The sequence below is a fragment of the Colwellia sp. Arc7-D genome (assembly GCF_003061515.1).
In the GTDB taxonomy this organism is placed as follows: Bacteria; Pseudomonadota; Gammaproteobacteria; order Enterobacterales; family Alteromonadaceae; genus Cognaticolwellia.
This window is the reverse complement of the sequence record NZ_CP028924.1, coordinates 2606424-2625194: the sequence shown is the minus strand read 5'-3', so window position 1 is coordinate 2625194 and position 18771 is coordinate 2606424. Positions and strand designations below refer to the sequence as shown.

Genomic DNA, 18771 nt, shown 5'->3' with positions numbered 1-18771 from the left:
TCACCCTTGGTTCAATATCGCGGCTAAGTTTTAGTCGCAGTTTTTAGTAGGTGAAATAATATTGCGCCATTGCTGTTCGTCGATTGCATCACTTTCATGGTCTAGTCGTTCGATAAAAGTAATACCATCGAGATGATCTAATTCGTGCTGAAAAATTCTAGCTAGAAAGCCGGTCAGCGTTTGAGCATGTTTGATACCATTTTCATCAAGGAACTTAACCTCGATGCTAGTATATCGTGGGACTAGGGCTCGCTTGCCTTTGACACTTAAACAGCCTTCCCAACCTAATTCTTGCTCATTGTTAGTATGAGTTATTTCTGGGTTGATGATCACTGAAGGTGCTAACAATGGTGCGTCAGGGTAGCGCTCGCTAGGCGCAGAGCACATAATAAATAGTCGCAAGCTTTGTCCTACTTGAGGAGCTGCAATACCGACACCTTTTGCCAAAGCTACGGTGCTTTTAAGATCAATAATCAGCTGTTTTATTTCAGCGCTATCAATATTATGTATTGGCTTTGCGATTGCAGATAACACTGGCTCGCCACGTTGTAAAATAGTTAAAGTGCTCAAGTTTATACTTCGCTTTGTTGAATGATTTTTTGCTGAGCATTAGCCACTGCATTGGTGGATGCTTGATTGATTTTTTCACGCTCTTTTTTAAAGTAAAACCAACTAACAGCAAATAAGATAATAATAAAAGGTAAACTGGTGATTACTACAACATGCCAACCGGCTTTGAATAATATCCAACCGGCCATTAAAGAGGCGGCAGCTTGAAAGCCAAAAATTATAAAGTCGTTAAGCGCCTGAACTTTATGGCGTTCGCTAGGGTGATAGCTTTGCGGTAATAATGACGTGCCAGTAAGAAAAAGAAAATTCCAGCCAATACCTAATAAAACCAATGCCCACCAATAATGCATAACTTGTTCACCCGACAAAGCAATAACGGTAACTACCGTATAGATTAAGGTGCCAGCTAACATTAAATTCTTCAAACCAATACGTTTAACTAATAAAGCGGTGAATAGTGATGGAATAAACATAGCGGCAATGTGACTTTGTATCACCCATTTTGTATCGTTTAAACTGTGCCCATGTAGTTGATACATACTCAATGGTGTGGCGGTCATAAGATAACTCATAAGCGCAAAGCCAATGGCCGCTGATAATATTGCGATAATGAAAATGGGCTGTTTTATGATCACACTTAAAGGGCGAATTTCACCATCATTATCACTGAATTTTATTTCTGGATTTTTGAAGCCTAACATCAACACCATGGCAATAATAAATAACCCTGAGAGAAATAAGAATGAGCCAGCATAACCATAAGGGGAGCTTAACCAATCTTTGGCTGTTACGGCAATTTCAGGGCCTAAAAATGCGGAAAAAATACCACTGAGCATTAGAATTGAAAGTACTGTTGGTACTTCATTACTGTCAGTGACACTTTCAATTGCGGCGAATCGTAACTGTTGAATAAAGGCGGTGCTGATGCCGAAAAGCAAACTGGCTAATACCAGTAATTCGAAACTACCATTTAACGCGGCAAAGGTTGCTAGCATCGTACCTGAAAAGCCTAAACTAAAACCGGTGAACACGGCAAAGCGTCGACCTTTCTTTTTAGCCAATAAAGCAGCAGGAATAGCGCCACTAGCAACACCGAGTATCATCACAGTAACCGGTAAAGTAACGAGTGCGGGGTCAGCACCCATGCTAGTAGCCAGTATTCCGCCAATAAAAACAATCACCGGCGATGCTGCCATCACCAAAGGTTGTACTAAAAATAATAACCAGACATTTTTTGGTAGCGTAAACATCCGTTGTAGGCCAATAAAACTTAATATCAATAACGCTAAAGTAATGAATATATTGGTTAGCATGATCGGCCTTATTAATGCTGTCGCTAATGTTTCAATGAAGAAGATTTTTATTAGCACCATCATACTGAAATTTAAAAGTTATGGGTGAAATTACTATGTTTGAAGTGAAAAAATTCTTTTTAATAAGTTATTATCAATCTTTAAACTCAATGATAAACTCCGTTGCAAATATTATTCATTTACTTAACATTAGGTAAATGAAAACCAATTAAGCCAAGAAAGAGTCGTAATGAAATTTAGCCCGTTAGTTCAAGAACTTATTGATTCATTAAAATGTTTACCCGGCGTAGGTGGCAAATCAGCACAACGTATGGCTTTTCATTTACTTGAACGCAATCGTCATGGTGGCAGCAAGCTTTCTCAAACGTTAGCTCGCGCCATGGAAAACATAGGCCATTGTGAGCAATGCCGTAACTTCACAGAAGAAGCGTTATGTGATATTTGTCAAAGTCCAAAGCGTAAAATAGCAACACAGTTGTGTATAGTTGAATCGCCAGCTGATGTTATCGCCATTGAACAAACGGGTGAATTTCAAGGGCGTTATTTTGTTTTGATGGGGCATTTGTCACCACTTGACGGAATTGGCCCTGATGATTTAGGTTTAGATGTGCTAGAAAAACAACTAGCAACAGGTCAGTTTAGTGAAGTTATATTGGCCACTAACCCCACTGTTGAAGGTGAAGCTACCGCACATTTTATTGCGGAGCTTACCCAAATCCACGATGTTGAAATCTCAAGGATTGCACATGGTGTACCCGTTGGCGGTGAACTAGAATATGTTGACGGTAATACCTTGTCACATGCTTTGTCGGGGCGAAAAAATTATATTTTTTAGTTGCTTTAAAATAGACTGAAAAATCATTTTTATTAACTAGGTGTATCACGAGCAGAACATACTAAATCTGCTCGTTTATTCGCTATTTACACCTAACGTTTATCCATTGTTTTTCATACCAAACGCTTCATCTTTCAATTTAAGTTTAAATTAAAGTTAAAGACAACGTTAAAGTTTACGTTTCATTTTCTACAGGCATTTTAGGTACTAAATTGGTTTGGGCGTATTTAAGTAATAATATGCCACAACATACAATAAAAGCAGTGAGATAAAGTGCCGCGTTATAGTTTTTAAATTCTGCGATTAATGCCACACAATATAACGGTGCTACGACTTGTCCAACACCGTATGCCGCGGTGATCAAACCCATAATGAAAACCGGGTTTTTACCTGCCAGTTGGCCGCCATAATTCATAAACAGTGATACAAGGCCAATAAATGTTGCGCCGAATAACATACCGCTAATTAAATTAAGATAAATGTTAGCTGAAAATGTTGGTATTAAAATACCAACAACCTGCAGTGCCATCGCCACCATCATAATATCGATACTGTTATATTTATGCGCTAAACGCATCCATATAATACAAGAGGGAATACCCGCTAAGCCAACCGCTAACCAAGCATAGCCACCGTAGCCGTTTAAACCAGGTAGAGAATTAACAATATCAGGCAAAAATGTTGCTTGTACTACCATGCCTACACCTTCGGTAAAATAGGCAAGGGCGAGTACAATAACTAATGGAGTAAATAACGTTCGATCAAATTTGTGTTTAATAACTTGATCCGCTGTTTGTTTTTCAAAACTTAAAATATAGCCTGAATAACAGGCGAAAAGTGCGCCAGCAATCGCTAACGCTAACCAAGCATGTTGCCAGTTTTCACTGTAGGTAAAAACACTGCGCATGATTAAATCAGAGACTAAAATAGAAAAACCTAAGCCACTAAAATGAATGCCCATTGCTTTGGTTTTATTTGTGTTTTGTAGCTTTGACATGACAATGGCAGAGCCCACCACTAACGCCATAGCTGCACCAAAGCCCGCTAATAATCGAGACAGTAACCAAATAGTGTTATTTTCGCTGAAAGCCAACAGTAGCGAGGTAATAACGCACAAAACTAAGCCAATTCGAAAGTATTTAACCTTGGCATGAATATCTTTAATGAAAATAGAAAAAATCGATCCTGTCAAATAACCCACATAGTTAATTGACGCGAGTACACCAGCAAAAGCAATACTTAAGTGATTTTCTAGCATAGAGGGCAATAACGAGGTAAAAGCAAATCGCGCGACACCAACGCCAACCACTAAAGCTAGAATACCCGCTAGTAAAATAGCGGCATTGTTGTTTCGATCAAAAAACATCTTCAATACCTATGTCATTACTTAAGTAAACATTCATGAAATAAAAGCGCCTGTATCGTCTGGAGGAGGGGCATCAGAAAAACTTAAATGTAAGGAGTAAAGTGATTGAAAGCAAATCATTATTTTTGATGTGGACTATGCAAAAAGGTTTGTCGATAAAACTTAGCGCTTTATATCAACATAAGCAGGGAGAATGTTTAATGTGAAAAATTTTAATCTTTTGCTTGAAAATGTTTTCGCTACCCCCACATGTTAACTATCGAGTGAGTATTGAATAATAATGTTTGATACCCGCGACAAATATTCGTTTTCAACCAGTAAATGTAGGATAAATTTCACATGTCAGAAACAGGCCAAAAAGAAAACCATCAGTTTGCAACTGATAACGCTAAGCTTCTAAAATTAATGATCCACTCTCTTTACTCAAATAAAGAAATTTTCTTACGTGAGTTAGTTTCCAATGCTGCCGATGCCGCTGACAAGTTACGCTTTAAGGCATTATCTAATGCTGATTTATATGAAGGCGAGGGTGATTTACGTGTTCGTGTAAGTTGTGATAAAGAAAACAATACGCTTACTATTTCTGATAACGGTATTGGTATGACGCATGACCAAATCGTTGATCACTTAGGTACGATTGCAAAATCAGGTACTTCAGAATTTTTCTCACAGCTTTCTGGTGATGAAGCATCAGACTCACAATTAATTGGTCAGTTTGGTGTTGGTTTTTACTCAGCATTTATCGTTGCTGACTCGGTAACTGTGCGTTCACGCGCTGCCGGTGTTGCTGCTTCTGAAGGTGTTGAATGGACAAGTACTGGTGAAGGTGAATTTACCACCGCTAAAATTGAAAAAACTAATCGTGGAACTGACATTATTCTTCAATTAAAAGCAGAAGAAAGTGAATATGCTGATGATTGGCGTTTAAAGTCGATTGTTACTAAATACTCGGACCATATTTCTGTGTCTGTTGAAATGTTAACACCAGAAGTACCTGCCGTTGAAGCCGTTGCTGAGACAAAAGACGACGAGGGCAATGTTACTTCACCTGCTATAGAAGCGCGTGAAGCTGTTCCTGCAATATGGGAGCCAGTAAACAAAGCTACAGCGCTTTGGACACGTGAGAAATCAGAAGTTTCAGACGAAGAGTACAAAGAATTTTACAAGCACGTTTCGCACGACTTTGGTGACCCGCTTTTATGGGAACACAATAAAGTAGAAGGTAAAACTGAATATACGTCATTACTTTATATTCCGTCTAAAGCACCGTTCGATATGCACAACCGTGAAAAACAACATGGTTTAAAGTTATTTGTTCAACGCGTATTCATTATGGATGACGCTGAGCAATTCATGCCAAGTTATTTGCGTTTTGTAAAAGGTTTATTGGATTCTAATGATTTACCTTTAAACGTATCACGTGAAATTTTACAAGATAATAAAATCACTGAAACAATTCGCAAGGGTTGTACTAAACGTGTTTTAAAAATGCTTGAAAAATTAGGCAACAAAGATGCTGAGCAATATCAACTGTTCTGGAACGAATTTGGTCAAGTACTAAAAGAAGGTCCAGCAGAAGATTCTGCTAATAAAGATGCGGTTGCAAAACTTCTGCGTTTTGCGTCTACTCATCAAGATAACAGCATGCAAAGTGCCTCTTTTGCGCAATACATTGAGCGTATGAAAGAAGGTCAAGACAAAATTTATTACGTGGTTGCAGATAGCTTCGAAGCGGCTAAAAATAGCCCGCATTTAGAAGTATTTCGCAAGAAGGGCATTGAAGTATTCTTGATGTCTGATCGTATTGATGAATGGTTAGTTAGCCACTTAACTGAGTTTGACGGTAAGCAATTACAATCAGTCACTCGTGGTGGTTTAGATTTAGGTGGTATGGACGACGCAGAAACGAAAGAAGCACAAGAAAAACTTGAGCAAGAATTCGATTCAGTTGTTACTCGCATAAAAGCAGCACTTGAAGGTAAAGCTAAAGACGTTAAAATTTCACAGCGTTTAACTGACTCTCCAGCATGTATCGTTGCTGACGAACATGATATGAGCAGCCAAATGATGAAGCTGATGCAATCGGTTGGTCAAGACGTACCAGACTCATTGCCAATCTTTGAAATCAATGCTGAACATGACTTGATCAAACATGTTGCTGAAGAGCAAGATGATGCACAGTTTAAACAATGGGCAGAAGTTTTATTTGAACAAGCTATGTTAGCTGAGCGCGGTAGCTTAAAAGACCCTGCTACATTTGTGTCACGTTTAAACAAGCTAATGTTAAGCCTGACTAAATAGTACCAACTCAGGTTGAATACTACTTAAGTCATAATGTCGTTAGACTTTAGTCAAAAAAAGGAGCTTTTTAGCTCCTTTTTTGTTTATTTACAGTGCTTACCACTTGTTTGCACCCCTTTGAATATGTATAGTGTTTGCACTTTCAAAAACCAATTCATTTATTAAATAGGGTTATACTAAATGCGCATTATTTTATTAGGTGCACCTGGTGCCGGTAAGGGTACTCAAGCACAATTCTTAATGGCTAAATTTGGCATTCCGCAAATCTCTACCGGTGATATGCTTCGCGCTGCAATTAAAGCAGGCACTGATCTTGGTAAAAAAGCTAAAGCAGTAATGGACGCAGGTCAGCTCGTTTCTGATGAATTAATTATTGGTTTAGTTAAAGAACGTATTGCTCAAGATGATTGTAAAGCAGGTTTCTTACTTGATGGTTTTCCACGCACTATACCACAAGCTGACGCGATGAAAGAGAATGGCGTTGCTGTTGATCATGTTATTGAATTTGACGTGCCAGATGAAGTGATTGTTGAACGTATGGCTGGACGTCGTGTTCATGCTGGTTCAGGTCGTGTTTATCATATCGTTTATAATCCACCAAAAGTGGAAGGTAAAGATGATGTATCTGGTGATGACTTAGCTGTTCGTCCAGATGATGAAGAAGCCACTGTTCGTAAGCGTTTAGGTATTTACCATGAACAAACTAAACCACTCGTTGCCTACTACCAAGCTGAAGCTAAAGCAGATGCTTGTGCTTATTTAACTATTGACGGTACTCAACCCGTTGAACAAGTTAGCGCATTGTTAGATGAAAAATTATCTTAAGTTAAATCCTTTAAGGTTAACTTAAAAATGAAGAAGCTCGCCTAGGCGAGCTTTTTTTGTGCGTAGCGCTCAAATTTGCTATGAAATGTTTATCAAGTAAGCTGTCTAGCTCTACCATTTATTGAGTTAATTGAGACAGCCATAGTTAATATTTTTAAATACTACTGCACTTAATAGTTTGTCAGTATATTTCATTACTGACTTTTAATGGCTTGCTCTATCTCCCCAGATTTCTTCTAAACGACTATCTCGACCACATCTCCAACGATAAGTGTTGTAACGTATAGGGTTGTTCTTATAATAATCTTGATGATAGCTTTCCTCTCCTTTAATGGGATAAAAAGTACTGGTGTTTAAAATAGGCGTAACAACCGTTTGATTAGGAAACTCTGCTTTGACAGCTGTTCTTGTTTGTTCAGCGAGTCGACGCTCTTGCTCGTTAGCTACAAAAATAGCACTTAGGTAACTCGGTCCTTTATCACAAAATTGGCCTTTAGCATCAAAAGGGTCAATATTTACCCAGTAATGATCAAGTATAGCTTGGTAGCTTACTATATTTGGATCGTAAGTTATTTCGACTGCTTCATAATGACCGGTATGATCCCCGTTGTAGGTTGGATTTTTAATTTTTCCACCTGTAAAGCCTGATACAACATCAGTAACGCCGGTGAGTTTTTCGAAGTCTGATTCCATGCACCAAAAACAACCGCCAGCTAAAATGGCTTTTTTGGTTTCATTTGTATGACCCAGCGATGCATACAAAAGTATTGATGAGGTTAAAACTAAGCTTAATATTTTTTTCATAAGAATCTCGCTTTAAAAGGATGAGAGTATCATGGGTTATGTTGTTATACGTAATAGACCTGCTATTGATCAATGGTATTTCATTTTTTGATTATTAATTTAAAAAGTCTGGTTATAATTTTTTTAATCAGAATAATTTCTACAAAGCATTATTTTACTACATACCAGAGTTAACAGGCTGTATAGCATAAAGTGTAAATACTGCTATTAATTTAAGCACTTAATCGGTAGTATTTCGCATAATATGAAACTTAATGACTTATTAAAATAGTACTGAGGAAAAACAATGGTAACGCTTTCATTAACTGGTTTTTATGCCAGTTTATTAGGACTTTTATATATAGGATTATCTATAAATATTATTCGCGTACGTTTGAGTGCGAAAATTGGCATTGGTACCAGTGGCAATGAAACTTTAGCCAAGCGGGTACGAATTCATGGTAACTTCTCAGAATATGTTCCACTAGCATTAATATTACTAGGTTGTTACGAAGTAAATGGCGCATCTGCTTTGATGTTACATATATTAGGTGGTGCGTTATTGCTAGCTCGTTTGTCGCACGCTATAGGTTTAAGTAAAACGATTGGCAGTTCAAAACCACGCCAAATTGGTGTGCTTGTAACATTCCTTGTGCTATTAGTTTTATCGATAGAGAATATTCGTTTATTTATGCTTGCTTAAGCAATAAAAACATTAGCAAATTCATACAAAGCCAACCTTGCTAAAAACAATGTTGGCTTTTTAGTTAGTCATTTTTCCTGCAATATTAGCGTATTTTCAACATAGCGATATGCGGAATATCATCTTCTAAATACATATCACTCACACGTTCAAATCCATGCTGATTGTAGTATTTTTCTAAATGCTCTTGCGCTGATATTTTTACAGTATCATTTGGAAAGTCTGTTAAGCACAGTGCTAAAGCTACGCGCATTAATTCATGACCAAGCCCTGTACCACGAGCACATGGAGCGATTACCACTCGGCCAATACTAATGTAATCTGTATAAGTTAACCCTTTAGGGAGAATACGCAGGTAAGCGGTCATAACACCTTTTTGATAACAAAATAAGTGTTGGGTTAATGGGTGGCGGTCGTGATTGTCTAAGTCAGGATAAAAGCAGGTTTGCTCAACAACAAAGATATCAATTCGTAGTTTAAGTAAATCGTAGAGTTCATCAGTAGTTAGCTCTGAGAAAGTTTTATTTTTCCACATGTTATCTGTAAGCATAATAATTTGATTGGCAATGTTTTTTATATCATTTCACGGTACTTTAATTAAGTACAGCACAGCGATAAGGTATTTTATAATTGAGTTGAAAATACTAATATAACTGTGCAAGCTATATTGATATAAAACTTTGTTAGCAGGATTTTTCGTTGATCAGTAATTGTTCAAAATCAATATCTGACATTGGCTTAGCTAATAAGAAACCTTGACCGTAAAGGCAGCCTGCCTGTATTAGGAATTGTTTTTGTTGCTCAGTTTCAATTCCTTCTGCAATAACATCAATATTTAGCTTACTTGCCATGACAATTATCGCTTCACATAACGCAGAATCTTCATTATCTGCTGACATATTTTGTACAAAACTTTTATCAATTTTCAGGTAATCAATCGTATAGTTTTTAAGGTATGAAAATGAGCAATAGCCAGTGCCAAAATCATCAATGGAAAGCGCAACACCTTTTTTACGAATTTGCTCAAGCACGCTAACGACTTCAGCTTGATTTTCCATTAACAAATTTTCAGTTATTTCAATGGCAATCGCTTTAGGAGAAATGTTTCGCTCTTCTAGAGAATTGACCCAAGCACTTATTTGCTCTCCTTGATTTTTATATTGTACTGGTGAAGTATTTATACTGATCATTAACTCCTGGCAATATGCCTCGCGCCAGTATTTAACTTTTTCAGTGACTTCATTAAATATCCATTCACTGATCTCTACGATTAACCCTGTTGATTCAGCAATCGGGATAAAATCTAGCGGGGAAATTAAGCCTTTTTCAGGGTGCTGCCAACGAATAAGCGCTTCAGCTTTAATTACTTTATTGTTCGATAAGTTAACAATGGGTTGATAGACCATATGAAATTGTTGTTGTGTTATAGCCGTGCGTAAATCTTTTATTATTTCCATGCGCTTTAGAAAGTCAGTGCGCATATTTTCAGTAAAGAAGTGAATGCTATTGCGACCTTGATTTTTAGCGTTGTACATTGCTTGATCAGCATTTCTTAACAGTGAATTAATGTCTATAGCATCATCGGGATAACTGGCAATACCTATACTGGCTGTGCAATGAACACTTTGCTCATTAATGGTGTAGGGTTGTGCAAACGTGGTTAATAAATTTTGCCCAATGTTATCTATATCTTTTGCAGTAGTGGTTCCCAGTAACACTATAATAAATTCATCACCACCTAATCGCGCAACAATATCATTTGCTCTAATACAACTTTTTATACGTTTTGCACTTTCAATTAATAATTCGTCGCCAACATTATGACCAAGAGAGTCATTTATATCTTTAAAGTTGTCGATGTCTAACATGGCAATGGTTAGTTGTTTTTTATCTCGTTTAGCGTTCTCAAGCGCTAAAGTTAGGTGTTCCTTTAATAAGTTACGGTTAGGTAATTGTGTCAAGTTATCAAAGTTGGCTTGATGCCATATAGTTTTATCCGCACTATCTCGCTCAATGGCGATACGTACAAGGTTTGATATTTGTTCAATTAGGGCGAAATCTGCTTTTTTTGGTGTGGATTTTTTACGATGATAAATTGCAAATGTACCAATTAATTCACCTTTACTATCGATAATAGGCTGTGACCAACAGGCACCTAATTGAGCTTTTTTAGCTATTTCAGCCCATGGAACCCAATAAGGATGGCTTGATATATCGCTAACAATAACTCTTTCTTTGGTGAACGCTGCTGTACCGCATGAACCATTTCCTTTACCTATTTGAACACCGTCGACCGCTTGATTATAAAAGTCAGGTAAACTTGGCGCAGCTCCTAGCATTAAATGTTCACCCGTATTATCGATTAGTAAAATACTGCACAACATTTCAGTATGCTCTTTTTCAATGCCATTTATAATAGCAGGTAGTATTTGTGATAGAGGGGCTGAGCTGGCAATTAATTCAAGAATATTATTACGCAGTTTATTTAAATTGTCACTTTGGGATAATTGTCGATTTTTATTCTGCATAAATACAGAAAAAGCAGATGCAAAAACATTGGTTAATATCATGGTTACAATGATTCTAACCAGTATAAAACTATCAAGTTGTTGATGAGTTATATAGCAGATACTGGTAATTAAAACGCCATTAAAAATACTAGCTGTCAAAGTGGGTAGTAAGTAAAAACTCGCTACTATCACCGGAAAAGTCCAATAAATTAATTGTTCACCTTTGAGTTCAACAGCAACTAAAATGATGATTTGAGAAAACACCGCAAGTGAGTAACTAAAAAATTTTGTTATATTTTTTTTATTGGTGAGTAAAACACCCAAAAAAATAATAAATATCGTTATCATACCTGTTAATGACAGGGCTATTTCTGTGATATCTTGAGCGATTATGCTAAAAAATAGAATGGGGATAAAACCAAAGACAGCTGCAGCGCTAGCGGTTAATAGGATTTTGTTTTCTATAGAGCGATGTTTAATTTTAGCTATCATACAACATTAACTTCTTATGCTTGAGTTTTGTTTTTGAAGCGTGGTTAGATTTACTTATACGAATAAAATATCGAAAAAGATCCTCGTATTAAATAAAAATAGCAGAAATAATAAATAGCGTATATAGAAAGGTAGTGAGTTATGTCCAATTAACTTATATGGATGCTTGTTGATTAGTTATTGGCTAGTAACTGATTCGATATCAGTTAAGTTTACGTTCAAACGTTGAAAGTATTCGCCATATTTTTTTCGAGAAATATAATGATTAATTTCTATTGTATATTGTTCAATATCGAGTTCTGGATACTCAATATATATTACATTTTTTAAATCATTTTTTTCTAAATAAAGTAAATATGCTAATGGTAGATATTTAGGGTTAAAGTTTTTTAGATAAACAGTAGATCTAACCTCGGAAGGGGTATAATATTTTTTTTCACCAAAACGACTTTCAAGTGCTGGCATCAATTTAGCACCATATTTTTTGATTGCGCGAAATTTTAACAATGTGCTTTCCTTAGCCTATATTATCGTCATGAAAAAATATTGCGCGAATTATATACAGCAAGACATTGATGGTCAACCTAATCCTCTTTAAGCTCAGACTTATTTTATTTATGTGCGATAGCGTGAATAGTTTAGGTAAATGATGCTGTTGTTTTACCTACTAACAATAGCTTTAAAATAACTAAGTCATTAGATAAATAAAAAAGATAATGAAGGAAATAGCTAACTAAAAAATAGTTAGCTATTATTTGTTTGGTATTACTTCTTTGAATGTCTAGAAGCTAATACTGCCATTACTTCGCTTAAATCAATGTTCTGATCTTGCAGCAATACGATTGTGTGATAGAACAAATCGGCACACTCACCTAATAAATCTTCTTTAGTTTCTGCCACTGCTGCTAAGGCAACTTCAACACCTTCTTCACCTACTTTTTGCGCCATTTTGGTGGTACCACGTGAAAATAAGTGCGCAGTATAGCTGTCTTCAGGGGCGTCATTTTTGCGACTGGCGATAACTTGCTCAAGGTGGCTTAGAAAATTTTGTTGGCTAATTTTTTGCTCAGGGAAACAAGATTCTGTACCAAGGTGACAAGTAGGCCCTTGCGGACGACAGGCAATTAATAAGCTGTCTTGATCGCAGTCAGTTACCACTTGACTCACTTTCAAAAAGTTACCGCTTGTTTCGCCTTTACACCATAATGCTTGTTTCGCGCGGCTATAAAAAGTGGCTAAACCTGTACTTAACGTTTTCTCTAAGGCTTCAACATTCATATAGCCTTGCATTAACACCGCACCAGTATCTTGGTGCTGAATAATTGCTGGGATCATGCCCGACATTTTATCCCATGCCAATTGGCTAATATTGTCATTTGTAATTAGCATAATCTGATCTCTACTTTTTCATTTTTAAGGGCTTGCTTTAATTCGTCCATCGGAATAATACCTTTATGGAAAACACTGGCAGCAAGGGCGCCATCAACATCTGCTTGTTGAAATACATCAACAAAGTGTGATATTTCGCCCGCGCCACCTGAGGCAATTAGAGGGACTTTACACAAATCTCTCACTTGTTTGAGCTGTGTAATATCATACCCTTGGCGAACGCCGTCTTGGTTCATGCAGTTAAGTACAATTTCGCCAGCACCTAGTTTTTGCACTTCTTGGATCCAATCTAAGGTGCGCCATTTAGTTTTTTGCGTTCGGGTTTCATCTCCAGTGAATTGATAAACTTGATATTCACCAGCGCCATTATTAGCGTCTTGATTGAAAAAGCTGTCAACACCGATAACAATACATTGTTGACCAAATACATCAGCTAAGCGCGAAATTAAACTTGGATCTCTTAATGCCGGAGAGTTGATCGATATTTTATCTGCGCCCATCATCAGTATTTGTTTTGCGTCTGCTTCGGTTTTTATGCCGCCTGCGACACAAAAAGGAATATCGATAACTTCGGCAATGCGACTAACCCAGCTTTTATCAACAACGCGGTCGTCTGAACTGGCAGTAATATCATAAAAAACTAGTTCGTCAGCACCAGCTTGTGCATACTTTTGTGCCAGCGGTACGATGTCGCCAATAATCTCATGATTACGAAATTGAACACCTTTTACTACTTTACCGTCTCGAACATCAAGGCAAGGAATTATGCGTTTGGCCAACATGCGATTGCCTCCTCTAAGGTAAATTTACCTTCAAGTAACGAGCGGCCAAGTATTACGCCATCAACGCCAGTAGGAATTAGTTCTTTAATATCATCTAAAGACCCAATACCGCCTGAAGCTTGCCATTTAATGCTTGGGTATTGCTGGCATAACTCTTGATACATACCAACGTTACTGCCAGTCAGGGTGCCGTCTTTACTGATATCTGTACACAGCACATGAATTAAACCTGCTTCAATGTAATCATCTAATAATGTTTCTAAGTTAACGCCACTGTCTTTTATCCAACCGTGTGTAGGGAGGGTTTTATTGCCCATAGCATCAATTTTTACATCTAATGCGAGTACAATTTTTTCACCACCAAATTCTGTTATCCAGGTACGAACTAAATCAGGTTCTTTTATCGCGAGTGAACCAATAACAACACGGTCTGCGCCTAAGTTAAGTAACTGTTGTACGTCTTCTTTACAGCGCACGCCACCACCTACTTGTATGATCATAGTATCGTGCTTGACCAAAGTTTCAAGCAAGGTTAATTGGCGTTTGTTGCTATCTTTTGCGCCGTCTAAGTCAACAAAGTGCATGACCGTTGCACCCGCTTTAGCGTAAACGTTTTGTCGTTCTTTTGCGGTATATTGATAATTAGTCTTTTGCTGGTAATCACCTTGAAATAACCGTACGACTTCACCGTCGATTAAATCAATTGCTGGGATCATCATGGCTTACATCTCCAAAAAATTTTTAATGATTTTACTGCCAAGCGCGCTTGAGCGTTCTGGATGAAATTGGCAACCGATAAAATTGTCTTTTGCTATTGCCGCTGAAAATTCACTGCCGTATTGGCAGCGGGCAACTGTATATTCTGAAATAGGGGCAGCAAAGCTATGCACAAAATAGAAATAATCATCAGCGCTAATACCTTTGAATATTGCATGCTCGCTTACTTGCGTTAGGGTATTCCAACCCATGTGCGGCAAACGTAAACCGTTTGCTTGCAAGGGAGTAATATCGGTTGGAATCAAACCTAAACATTGCACTACTTCGTCTTTACCTGCGCCTTCAACAGACGTACGCGCCATTAATTGCATGCCTAAACAAAAGCCTAATACCGGTTGGGTAAGTTGCTGTAATGTTTGTACTAAACCTTTCGATACTATGTTTTCCATCGCATGGCGAGCACTACCTACACCGGGTAATATAACTTTATCGGCATTCTTAATCACATCAAGATCATCAGAAATAGTGATAGAAAAACCTAAGCGCTCAACGGCAAACTTTACTGATGATAAGTTTGCACAACCAGTATCAACAATCACAAAGTTAGCTTGTTTGTTCTCGCTCATGCTATAGGCACCCTTTGGTGCTTGGTAAGTCGTCACCGGCAACGGTTATAGCTTGGCGAAGTGCACGGCCAAATACTTTAAATAAGCTCTCAACTTGGTGATGACAGTTGCCTTCCGTGGTTGAAAGGTGCAGGGTGATTGCCATTGAGTCAGCTAACGAACGGAAAAAGTGCGAGACCATTTGTGTCGACATTTGGCCGACCATGTTATCACTAAAGTTGGCGTCAAACTCTAACCAAGGACGACCAGAAAGATCAATCGAGCACTCGGCGCGACACTCGTCCATCGGTAATACAAAACCAAAACGACCAATGCCACGTTTGTCACCTAGTGCTTGTTTTAGCGCTTGGCCTAAAGCTAAAGCGGTATCTTCAACACTGTGATGTTCGTCAATGTGGTAGTCACCATCAACAGCTACTTGCATACTAAAACCGCCATGTGCAGCAATTTGTTCAAGCATATGGTCGAAAAAGCCTAAACCGGTTTTAATGCTAATATCGCCCACTTTATCTAAGTTAATAGCGACATTAATATCGGTTTCTTTTGTGGTACGCACTACTTTTGCAACTCTTGGGTTATTCAGTAGTTGTTCAGCAATATCATCCCAATTAAGTGTTTGGCGATTATATTTAATGGCTTTAATACCCATGTTAGCAGCAAGACCAACATCGGTATCGCGATCGCCAATAACATAAGAGTTGGCAAAGTTAACTTTACCTTGTTGTAAATAGTCGCTGACTAAACCGAGTTTAGGCTTGCGACAATTACAATTGTCTGTTTCGAAGTGTGGGCAAAGTAATACGTCATCAAAGGTAATACCTTGTGAAGTAAAAATCGCCATCATTTTATCATGCGGTAGGTCAAAATCGCTTTGTGGATAGCTTGTTGTGCCTAACCCATCTTGATTAGAAACCATGACTAATCGAAAGCCTTTTTTCTGTAAGGCAATTAATACTGGAATTACGTTTGGCTCAAACACTAACTTTTCTAAGCTATCGACTTGTTTATCAGTAATTGGCTCTTCTATTAACGTACCGTCTCGGTCAATAAATAAAATGTTTTCTTGGCTCATATTAATTCTCTTGTGCCAGCGTTTGGGCTGTTGTAGTGGTAAAACTATTAATAATAGTTTGTTGTAATAGTGAAAGTTCGCTTTCACTGCCAATGCTAATGCGTAAACAATTTGCTAAGTTTTGTTGCTTTGATTGGTCGCGTATTAAGATACCTTGCTCTACTAAACCATTAAAAATAAAGTCTTTTAATTCGGTACTTTTACAGCGAAATAAAACAAAATTAGCATCACTGTTAAATACTTCGCTACACCATTGTTGTGCGTTTAACCATGTCGCTAATTGTGTTCTTAGTGTATCAGTTTCATTTACGCGAGTACGCATATGCTCAAGCCCTGGATTTGCTAAAGCTTCACTTGCTATATCAGCAACGGGCGTTGAAATAGGGTAGGGAGCGATAACTTTGCTGAGCATGGTAATAACATCTGTATTCGCAAGGGTAAAACCACAGCGTAAACCGGCCAAGGCAAACGCTTTTGAAAGGGTTCTTAAAATCACCAAATGCGGATAATGTTCAAGCCAATTTGCTACTGTTTGCGCTGGGCTAAATTCGATATAAGCTTCGTCAACCACCACAATAGCTGTTTCAGCAAAAAGCTCAAGCGCGGCTTTAATGTCTTGCTGCGCGAGTAAGTTGCCAGTTGGATTACCAGGAGAGCATAAAAATACGACTTTGGCTTGGCCAACTTGTGCTTTTAATCCTGTTAAATCCAAAGACATTGTCGATGTTAATGGCACCTTAATAATATCAGCACCATGGTTTTCAGCACTAATAGCATACATACCGTAAGTAGGAGGACAAATAATAATGCTGTCTTGATATGCTTGGCAAAAAGTTCTGATGATTAGTTCAATACCTTCATCAGCGCCACGTGTTGCTAACAAGTTTTCTGGCGCTATTTCACTGTATTGGCTATAAGCATTGATCAGCTTTTGTGGCTGAAAGTCAGGGTAGCGATTAATGCTGTCACTGTTAACTTGATAACTACCGGTGCCAGAAGCTTCGTTGGCGTTGAGCCAAACTTTGCCTTGTGTTGCGCCGCCGCTAGCAAAAAGTCTGCGAGCTGACTGATACGGCACCATATCGATGAGTTCTTTACGGGCTAACTTGTTGGCAATACTCATTTACGACTCCGTGCTTATTGTTGATGAATTATCAATTTCAGCTTCTAAGCGAATGGTTACTGCGCGTTTGTGAGCATCTAACCCTTCTGCATCGGTTAACTCACAAATACATTCAGCGATTGAACTAAGGCCTTCGCGTGTTATTTCTTGTACGGTAAAACGTCTTGAAAAATCAGCAAGTGATAAACTACTAATCACTTTGGAATAACCGTAAGTTGGTAATACGTGATTTGTACCACTGGCATAATCACCGGCAGATTCTGGCGTATAAGCGCCCACAAAAATAGAACCTGCGTTACGTAAACTTGTTAATAGCTGCTGAGCATTGTCGGTTTGAACAATCAAATGTTCTGGACCATATTCATTAGACACTTCAACAGCTTGCTCTAAATCTTTGGTTAAGATTAAACGACTTTGCTGTAATGCTTGGCGAGCTATGGTTGCTCTAGATAACGTTGCAAGTTGTGCTTCTAAAGCGAGTTGCACGCCATTTATTAAAGTTTCGCTGTCAGATAATAAAATAACTTGGCTATCAGGCCCATGTTCGGCTTGCGAGAGTAAGTCGGCAGCGACAAAGCTAGCATTAGCATTGGCGTCTGCGATGACCAGTACTTCTGATGGTCCAGCAGGCATGTCAATCGCAAAGCCATTGACTTGCTGTGACAACTGTTTTTTAGCTTCAGTAACATATTTATTACCTGGGCCAAATATTTTATTTACCGCGGCAATACTTTCAGTGCCAAAGGCTAACGCTGCACAGGCTTGTGCGCCGCCGACGCTATAAATTTCATCAATATCACAGAGTGAAGCTGCTACTAATATTTCGTCAGCTAATTGTCCGCTTTTATTTGGAGGACAAACTAATACTTTACGTGAACACTTGGCTAGTTGGGCTGGTACACCTAGCATAAGCACTGTTGATGGTAATGGAGCACTCCCTGCTGGAATGTACAAACCCACGCTATCAATGGCTTCAGTTTTTAAAGTACATACAACACCTGGGGTAGTTTCAACACGAATATCTTCACTGATTTGTGCTTGGTGAAAACGTCGTATTTGACCATAAGCTGTTTCAATTGCTTGCAAACGCTTTACTGTTAGTCGCGCTTTTGCTGCAACAACTTGTGCTGAGGTTACTTTGAGTGTGGTAAGTTTAACGCCGTCAAATTTTTCAGTTAAATCAAATAAGGCTTTATCACCATTTTCTCTAACATTAGCGAGAATGTTTTCAACTTGTTGAGACAATAATCCGCTTTCTGCAATAGCGGGGCGTGCAAGCGCAAAACCCCGTTCGCTATCAGACAAATTTTCCCAAACAATTAAATCTTTTAGTTTGGTTGTGTCTTGGTTATTTATGCTCATTG

18 protein-coding genes are annotated in these 18771 nt (G+C 38.1%); 4 read left to right on the top strand and 14 right to left on the bottom strand.

The window, feature by feature from the left end; translation table 11 throughout:
* Positions 1-30 precede the first annotated feature (30 nt).
* Together def and DBO93_RS11490 are read right to left on the bottom strand one after the other, a co-directional pair.
* Entirely contained in the window at positions 31-570 is a 540-nt protein-coding gene (gene def / locus DBO93_RS11495; protein WP_108456472.1) for a peptide deformylase, read from the bottom strand.
* Positions 571-572: 2 nt separating this feature from the next.
* Entirely contained in the window at positions 573-1883 is a 1311-nt protein-coding gene (locus DBO93_RS11490; RefSeq protein ID WP_108456471.1) for an MFS transporter, read from the bottom strand.
* A gap of 229 nt (positions 1884-2112) precedes the next feature.
* Here DBO93_RS11490 and recR point away from each other — a divergent pair, with 229 nt between their 5' ends.
* Positions 2113-2718, top strand: coding sequence for a recombination mediator RecR (recR, locus tag DBO93_RS11485; RefSeq protein WP_108456470.1), 606 nt, complete (start codon positions 2113-2115; stop codon positions 2716-2718).
* 175 nt (positions 2719-2893) lie between these two features.
* Here recR and DBO93_RS11480 read toward each other — a convergent pair whose 3' ends face one another.
* Positions 2894-4084, bottom strand: a complete 1191-nt coding sequence (locus tag DBO93_RS11480) for a YbfB/YjiJ family MFS transporter (RefSeq protein WP_108456469.1) — start codon at positions 4082-4084, stop codon at positions 2894-2896.
* A 339-nt stretch (positions 4085-4423) separates the two neighbouring features.
* On the opposite strand from DBO93_RS11480, the gene htpG reads away from it, so the two are divergent.
* A complete protein-coding gene (gene htpG / locus DBO93_RS11475; RefSeq protein ID WP_108456468.1) occupies positions 4424-6385 on the top strand; it encodes a molecular chaperone HtpG in 1962 nt (653 codons plus the stop codon).
* Between the two features lie 180 nt (positions 6386-6565).
* Positions 6566-7210, top strand: a complete 645-nt coding sequence (adk, locus tag DBO93_RS11470; protein ID WP_108456467.1) for an adenylate kinase — start codon at positions 6566-6568, stop codon at positions 7208-7210.
* Positions 7211-7414: 204 nt separating this feature from the next.
* On the opposite strand, the gene msrA is transcribed toward adk, so the two are convergent.
* Positions 7415-8014 carry a peptide-methionine (S)-S-oxide reductase MsrA gene (msrA, locus tag DBO93_RS11465; protein WP_108456466.1) on the bottom strand — a complete coding sequence of 200 codons (600 nt, stop codon included), beginning with the start codon at positions 8012-8014 and terminating at the stop codon, positions 7415-7417.
* Positions 8015-8300: 286 nt separating this feature from the next.
* Here msrA and DBO93_RS11460 point away from each other — a divergent pair, with 286 nt between their 5' ends.
* A complete protein-coding gene (locus tag DBO93_RS11460) occupies positions 8301-8696 on the top strand; it encodes an MAPEG family protein (RefSeq protein ID WP_108456465.1) in 396 nt (131 codons plus the stop codon).
* An 85-nt stretch (positions 8697-8781) separates the two neighbouring features.
* Here DBO93_RS11460 and DBO93_RS11455 read toward each other — a convergent pair whose 3' ends face one another.
* The 10 genes from DBO93_RS11455 to hisD form a co-directional block, all read right to left on the bottom strand.
* Positions 8782-9246 carry a GNAT family N-acetyltransferase gene (locus tag DBO93_RS11455; RefSeq protein ID WP_108456464.1) on the bottom strand — a complete coding sequence of 155 codons (465 nt, stop codon included), beginning with the start codon at positions 9244-9246 and terminating at the stop codon, positions 8782-8784.
* Positions 9247-9379: 133 nt separating this feature from the next.
* Positions 9380-11698, bottom strand: coding sequence for an EAL domain-containing protein (locus DBO93_RS11450; protein WP_108456463.1), 2319 nt, complete (start codon positions 11696-11698; stop codon positions 9380-9382).
* Between the two features lie 177 nt (positions 11699-11875).
* Positions 11876-12205, bottom strand: a complete 330-nt coding sequence (locus DBO93_RS11445; RefSeq protein ID WP_108456462.1) for a hypothetical protein — start codon at positions 12203-12205, stop codon at positions 11876-11878.
* A 258-nt stretch (positions 12206-12463) separates the two neighbouring features.
* Positions 12464-13087, bottom strand: a complete 624-nt coding sequence (hisIE, locus tag DBO93_RS11440; RefSeq protein WP_108456461.1) for a bifunctional phosphoribosyl-AMP cyclohydrolase/phosphoribosyl-ATP diphosphatase HisIE — start codon at positions 13085-13087, stop codon at positions 12464-12466.
* A complete protein-coding gene (hisF, locus tag DBO93_RS11435; RefSeq protein ID WP_108456460.1) occupies positions 13081-13869 on the bottom strand; it encodes an imidazole glycerol phosphate synthase subunit HisF in 789 nt (262 codons plus the stop codon). Before hisF ends, hisIE begins: the two co-directional genes overlap by 7 nt.
* Complete coding sequence (hisA, locus tag DBO93_RS11430; RefSeq protein ID WP_108456459.1) at positions 13851-14588, bottom strand: 1-(5-phosphoribosyl)-5-[(5-phosphoribosylamino)methylideneamino]imidazole-4-carboxamide isomerase; 738 nt, start codon at positions 14586-14588, stop codon at positions 13851-13853. The genes hisF and hisA overlap by 19 nt, the downstream gene beginning before the upstream one ends.
* Before the next feature lie 3 nt (positions 14589-14591).
* A complete protein-coding gene (gene hisH / locus DBO93_RS11425) occupies positions 14592-15212 on the bottom strand; it encodes an imidazole glycerol phosphate synthase subunit HisH (protein ID WP_108456458.1) in 621 nt (206 codons plus the stop codon).
* Position 15213: 1 nt separating this feature from the next.
* Entirely contained in the window at positions 15214-16284 is a 1071-nt protein-coding gene (gene hisB / locus DBO93_RS11420; RefSeq protein ID WP_108456457.1) for a bifunctional histidinol-phosphatase/imidazoleglycerol-phosphate dehydratase HisB, read from the bottom strand.
* 1 nt (position 16285) lies between these two features.
* The gene (gene hisC / locus DBO93_RS11415) at positions 16286-17407 is read right to left on the bottom strand and encodes a histidinol-phosphate transaminase (protein WP_108456456.1); all 1122 of its coding nucleotides are present in this window, start codon (positions 17405-17407) and stop codon (positions 16286-16288) included.
* Complete coding sequence (gene hisD, locus DBO93_RS11410) at positions 17408-18769, bottom strand: histidinol dehydrogenase (RefSeq protein ID WP_108456455.1); 1362 nt, start codon at positions 18767-18769, stop codon at positions 17408-17410.
* Between the last annotated feature and the right edge of the window lie 2 nt (positions 18770-18771).

What these genes read in the sequence shown, in the direction of transcription:
- DBO93_RS11490 (WP_108456471.1), bottom strand. Translation starts at nt 1,883, where the DNA reads ATGCTAACCAATATATTCATTACTTTAGCGTTATTGATATTAAGTTTT.
- recR (WP_108456470.1), top strand. Translation starts at nt 2,113, where the DNA reads ATGAAATTTAGCCCGTTAGTTCAAGAACTTATTGATTCATTAAAATGT.
- DBO93_RS11480 (WP_108456469.1), bottom strand. Translation starts at nt 4,084, where the DNA reads ATGTTTTTTGATCGAAACAACAATGCCGCTATTTTACTAGCGGGTATT.
- htpG (WP_108456468.1), top strand. Translation starts at nt 4,424, where the DNA reads ATGTCAGAAACAGGCCAAAAAGAAAACCATCAGTTTGCAACTGATAAC.
- adk (WP_108456467.1), top strand. Translation starts at nt 6,566, where the DNA reads ATGCGCATTATTTTATTAGGTGCACCTGGTGCCGGTAAGGGTACTCAA.
- msrA (WP_108456466.1), bottom strand. Translation starts at nt 8,014, where the DNA reads ATGAAAAAAATATTAAGCTTAGTTTTAACCTCATCAATACTTTTGTAT.
- DBO93_RS11460 (WP_108456465.1), top strand. Translation starts at nt 8,301, where the DNA reads ATGGTAACGCTTTCATTAACTGGTTTTTATGCCAGTTTATTAGGACTT.
- DBO93_RS11455 (WP_108456464.1), bottom strand. Translation starts at nt 9,246, where the DNA reads ATGCTTACAGATAACATGTGGAAAAATAAAACTTTCTCAGAGCTAACT.
- DBO93_RS11450 (WP_108456463.1), bottom strand. Translation starts at nt 11,698, where the DNA reads ATGATAGCTAAAATTAAACATCGCTCTATAGAAAACAAAATCCTATTA.
- hisIE (WP_108456461.1), bottom strand. Translation starts at nt 13,087, where the DNA reads ATGCTAATTACAAATGACAATATTAGCCAATTGGCATGGGATAAAATG.
- hisF (WP_108456460.1), bottom strand. Translation starts at nt 13,869, where the DNA reads ATGTTGGCCAAACGCATAATTCCTTGCCTTGATGTTCGAGACGGTAAA.
- hisA (WP_108456459.1), bottom strand. Translation starts at nt 14,588, where the DNA reads ATGATGATCCCAGCAATTGATTTAATCGACGGTGAAGTCGTACGGTTA.
- hisH (WP_108456458.1), bottom strand. Translation starts at nt 15,212, where the DNA reads ATGAGCGAGAACAAACAAGCTAACTTTGTGATTGTTGATACTGGTTGT.
- hisB (WP_108456457.1), bottom strand. Translation starts at nt 16,284, where the DNA reads ATGAGCCAAGAAAACATTTTATTTATTGACCGAGACGGTACGTTAATA.
- hisC (WP_108456456.1), bottom strand. Translation starts at nt 17,407, where the DNA reads ATGAGTATTGCCAACAAGTTAGCCCGTAAAGAACTCATCGATATGGTG.
- hisD (WP_108456455.1), bottom strand. Translation starts at nt 18,769, where the DNA reads ATGAGCATAAATAACCAAGACACAACCAAACTAAAAGATTTAATTGTT.